This is a genomic window from Pseudonocardia charpentierae, from assembly GCF_031845345.1.
GTDB classification, from domain to species: Bacteria; Actinomycetota; Actinomycetes; order Mycobacteriales; family Pseudonocardiaceae; genus Pseudonocardia; species Pseudonocardia charpentierae.
In genome coordinates this window covers 1-3,972 of sequence record NZ_JAVREJ010000072.1, presented here as the reverse complement: position 1 = coordinate 3,972, position 3,972 = coordinate 1, and the positions used below count along the sequence as shown (strand labels likewise).

The following is a 3,972-nucleotide window of genomic DNA, read 5'->3' as shown; positions in this document are numbered from 1 at the left end:
CACCATGGCCCTGCTCGCCACCCCGACACCACCGGAAGGGGTGGCCACCGCCGAACTCATGACGGCATGATCTGAACCGCAGAGCCTCCCGCGGAGCGAGTTACACCACGCAGCGGGACGCGACCCCTCGGTTCGGCCACCGGCCGCCGCGCCGGCTCGGTGCGCTGGTGGGTGGCGGGCCGGATGGTGGCCGTTTGGCTGCTCGCCCTGCCGGCCGCGGCAACGGTCGGGGCTATGGCCGCCTGTGTCGCCGCCCGCGGGACGACGGGCGCCGTGCTGGTCGGCGCCGTGCTGGTGGTCGCCTCCACCGGCGTCTACGCGCTGTCCCGGCGCACGCCGATCACCGCCTCGAACGTCAACGAACTGCCGGTACCGCGCCCGGTCGCTGTCGCCGCCCACGCGGCGGCGTGAGGAAGGGATCGACATGACCGTCCACTGGGGTTCGCTGTTCGTCGTGTTCCTGGTGTCGCTGGGATCGGCAGTCGCGGTCGTCGTTCTGGTCGCGCTGGCGATGCTGGGGCTCTCGGCCCGCGCCGCCGTCGACGACGGGACCGCCGGTCCCCGGCGCTCACCCGCCGCGGGCACCGCCAGGGCCATTGTCTGCGTCGCCGCCGCAGCGTTCGTCGTCCTGTTCGGGCTCTGGGTCGTGATCGGCCGGTGACGCCGATCCGTATCCCGGCGGTCGCGGCGGCCCTGGCTTGCATCGGCTCGACGACCCGCCACCGGACCAGCCGACCGACCCACGTCCGCACTGCTGTGCGGCCACCAGTAACCGCCTCGGCGGTGAGGTCCTGAACCCGGCCGTGCCGGCGACCGTCAACCCGAAGGTGTCGAGCCCGTGGCGCGGTTGATCGCGTCGCACGCGAAGGCCACGGCCTCGTCGTCGGTGAAGGCGGTACCTCGAGCGACCGCGGCGGACCACCCGGGCTCCCCGAGCATCGCTCGAAGCGTGCGGGTGGCTTCAGCCATTCGTTCGGCGTCGGTCCCGAACGCATCGGCGGCGGTTCTACCGGTCTCGATCGCGTACATCAGGACGGCGGCGTCCTCGCCGTTGCCGATCCGGAGAAGGAGGTGGACGAGATTCCGCAATGTGGTCCATTGATGGTGCCAGATACCCATGTCCCGCCAGCGGTCGATGATGGTGCGAAACTGCGGCAGGGCGGTGCCAGGACCGCCCGACCGGCCGAGCAGCGACGCGAGCCCGACCATGGCGATGCCCTCGACGAAGGTGCTACCGGCGGACCGAGCGAGGTCGATAGCCCGTTCGTATCTGTAATGCGCCGTCTCGGGCTCGATGGTGGACAGGGCCTCGGCCTGGTCGTACAGAGCGAGGGCCAGCATCGACGGGTTCATCAGCTGCCGGGCCACTTGAAGCTGCTCGTCGGCGAAGGCCAGTCCCGCCCGCAGGTCACCTCCGTAGGTGCGCGACTGCGCCAGGCCCAGCAGAGCCATGCCCATTTCGTAGGTGGTGTGGTTCAGACGGGCGAGTCGCAGCATCTCCGAGTGGTAGCCGAAGCCGTCGTCGGTCCGCCCTTGGTACAGCGCGACCATCCCGGCGACACGCAGTCCGGGTAGCCGGTCGACGCTGTCCAGGTCAGAGGCGCGATCGAGGATCGCGTGGGCCAGATCGTCGGCGCGGCGCAGCTCGCCTCGTGCCGTCAGTCCCTCGGCCACGGCACCGCAGGTGACGGCGAACAACCGGTGATGTACTGCGCCGGGCAGGACGATTGCGGCTTCACCCCAGCTGACGACCTCGTCGCGAAAGCGGTACAGCGCGTAGTACCGCAGTCCACCGGAGATGGTGAGGGCGAGGTCGACGTTGTTCTGCTCGACGGCCCAGCGATGTGCGCTGCGCAGGTTGTCCAGCTCGCGGTCGACGACGTCGACCCAGTGGTCCTCGTCAGGGCCGCGTAGTCCGCGATCCGCACGCTCCACCTGAGTTGCGAAGTAGCGTGCGTGGGCGAGCCGGAACGTGTCGACGTCCCCGTCGTCGAGCAGATGGCGCAGCCCGTACCGCCGCAGCGTCTCCAAGAGGAAGTAACGGCTCTCTCCGGTGGTAGGCCCGGCGATGACCATCGACGCGTCCACGAGGTCCGCCAGGCGATCGACCACGTCATCGTGCCCGAGGCCGGCGCCGGCGCCCACGTTCTCCGCCGCCGCGAGATCGAACCCGCCGGCGAACACCGAGAGTCGATCGAACAATCGTCGCTGCGCCGGACTCAGCAGGTCGTAGGACCAGTCGAGGACGGCGCGCATAGTGCCGTGCCGATCCCGCGCGGATGCTCCGACCCCGCGGAGCAGATCGAGGGTGTCCGTGATGCGGGCGGCAAGATCGGCGAGGTTCATCGACCGGACCCGGGCGGCAGCCAGCTCGATTGCCAACGGCAACCCGTCGAGCCGGGTGCACACATCGATGATGAGCCCGAGATTGGTATCGCTGAGATTCAGATCCGGCCGGACAGCCCGGGCGCGGTCCAGGAAAAGCGTCACCGCCGGAGACTCCGGCCCGGAGGTCCCGCCCGGACATGACAGAGGCAGTGGTGGAATCCTGCGGATACGCTCACCCGTGGTGCCCAACGGTGCTCGACTGGTAGCCAGGACGACGACCCCGGGACACCGGCTCAGAATTGCTTCCACCAGGGGTCGAACGTCGGCGAGGACATGTTCACAATTGTCCACAACGATCAGCATGCGTCTCGGAACCAGGAATGCGAGTACCGCCTCGACCGTGTCCGTGCCGGGTTGCCGCTGAGCTCCGAGCGTCATGGCCAGGACCGATCCCACCGCGGAGGCGTCGGTCAGCGGAGCGAGCTCGCACCACGCGACGTCTGGATAGCGGCCGGAGACCATGTCGGCCGTGCGTAGCGCGATTCGCGTCTTCCCCACACCACCCACGCCCGTCAAGGTTACGAGGCGAGAACTGGCAAGGTCGTTGCTCACCTCGGCCAGCTCGGGTAGACGACCGACGAATGACGTGAACTCCAGCGGAACCGCCCGCCACCCACCGGCGCGAGGAGACTCTGGTTCAGGCCGCATGTTCGAGTGCCGAGTCGGGGCGGCTCCGGTGGGGCGTGCAGGCTTCCAATCCAGGTCGGCCACCTGGTGCAGCACCTGAACTTGGCAGGTCCGCAGAAGGGCGGACGGCTCCAGCCCGAGCTCGGTGTGAAGCAGACGCCTATAGGCCTGGTACACCTCGAGCGCCTCTGCCTGCCGGCCACTGCGATAGAGCGCGAGCATCAGCTGCGCTCGGGGCGACTCCCTCAACGGGTGCGCCGTGATGAACTTGTGCAAGTCGGCAATCAACTTCGCGTGGCGACCGAGCGCGAGTTCAGCGTCGAACCGTCGCTCGTAGGCGGTCAGCCGCAGCTCTTCGAGCCTGGCTGCCTCGGCAGAGGCAAACGTCGTGTCCACGAACTCCGCGAATGCGGGTCCCCGCCACATAGCCAGGGCCCGCGACAGCATGTCCTCGACCGATTCTGCCCGCTCCGGCGCGAGGCACCCGCTGTCGACGACGAGCCGTTCGAACCGGCCGGCATCGATCTGGTCAGGCTCCACCTGCAACAGGTAGCCCGGTGGACGCGTGAGGAGGAGCGACTCGCCTGTGGTCTCCGCAAGCGACCGTCGCAGTCGGGCAACGCAGGTCCACAAGCTCTGCGCGGCGCCCCGCGGTGGCTTCTCGTCCCACAGCTCTTGGGTCAAGTGATCGGCGGACACCACCGCGCCCGCGTGAACGAGAAAGATCGCCAAGAGCCGCCTCTGCTGAGCGCTGTGAATCACGACCTCGCCTCGGCCGGACACGACCTCGAGCGACCCAAGAACCCGGAAGTCCATTCCGATCACGACCCCAGGGAGTCGGCAAAGTCAGCTGATCTTGAGTAGTTGGAGGGGTCGTTGGGCGTTGCGGCCGTGATGTCGTAGCGCGGCGGCGAGATTGGTGGCTCCGGCCAGTCGGTGCAGGCTGATGGCCAGGTT

3 protein-coding genes are annotated in these 3,972 nt (G+C 68.6%); 2 read left to right on the top strand and 1 reads right to left on the bottom strand.

From position 1 onward, the window contains the following. Positions 1–183 precede the first annotated feature (183 nt). Both RM445_RS31830 and RM445_RS31825 read left to right on the top strand, forming a co-directional pair. Positions 184–411, top strand: coding sequence for a hypothetical protein (locus RM445_RS31830; protein WP_311560573.1), 228 nt, complete (start codon positions 184–186; stop codon positions 409–411). 13 nt (positions 412–424) lie between these two features. Further along, positions 425–661 (top strand): hypothetical protein, encoded by a 237-nt coding sequence (locus RM445_RS31825; RefSeq protein ID WP_311560572.1) that lies wholly within the window; start codon positions 425–427, stop codon positions 659–661. A gap of 155 nt (positions 662–816) precedes the next feature. Here the strand turns inward: RM445_RS31825 and RM445_RS31820 are convergent, their stop codons facing one another. Continuing rightward, entirely contained in the window at positions 817–3,831 is a 3,015-nt protein-coding gene (locus tag RM445_RS31820; protein WP_311560574.1) for an AfsR/SARP family transcriptional regulator, read from the bottom strand. Positions 3,832–3,972: the final 141 nt, after the last annotated feature.

Excerpts from the sequence above, each read along its gene's own strand:
- RM445_RS31825 (WP_311560572.1), top strand. The coding sequence starts at position 425 with ATGACCGTCCACTGGGGTTCGCTGTTCGTCGTGTTCCTGGTGTCGCTG.
- RM445_RS31830 (WP_311560573.1), top strand. The coding sequence starts at position 184 with ATGGTGGCCGTTTGGCTGCTCGCCCTGCCGGCCGCGGCAACGGTCGGG.
- RM445_RS31820 (WP_311560574.1), bottom strand. The coding sequence starts at position 3,831 with ATGGACTTCCGGGTTCTTGGGTCGCTCGAGGTCGTGTCCGGCCGAGGC.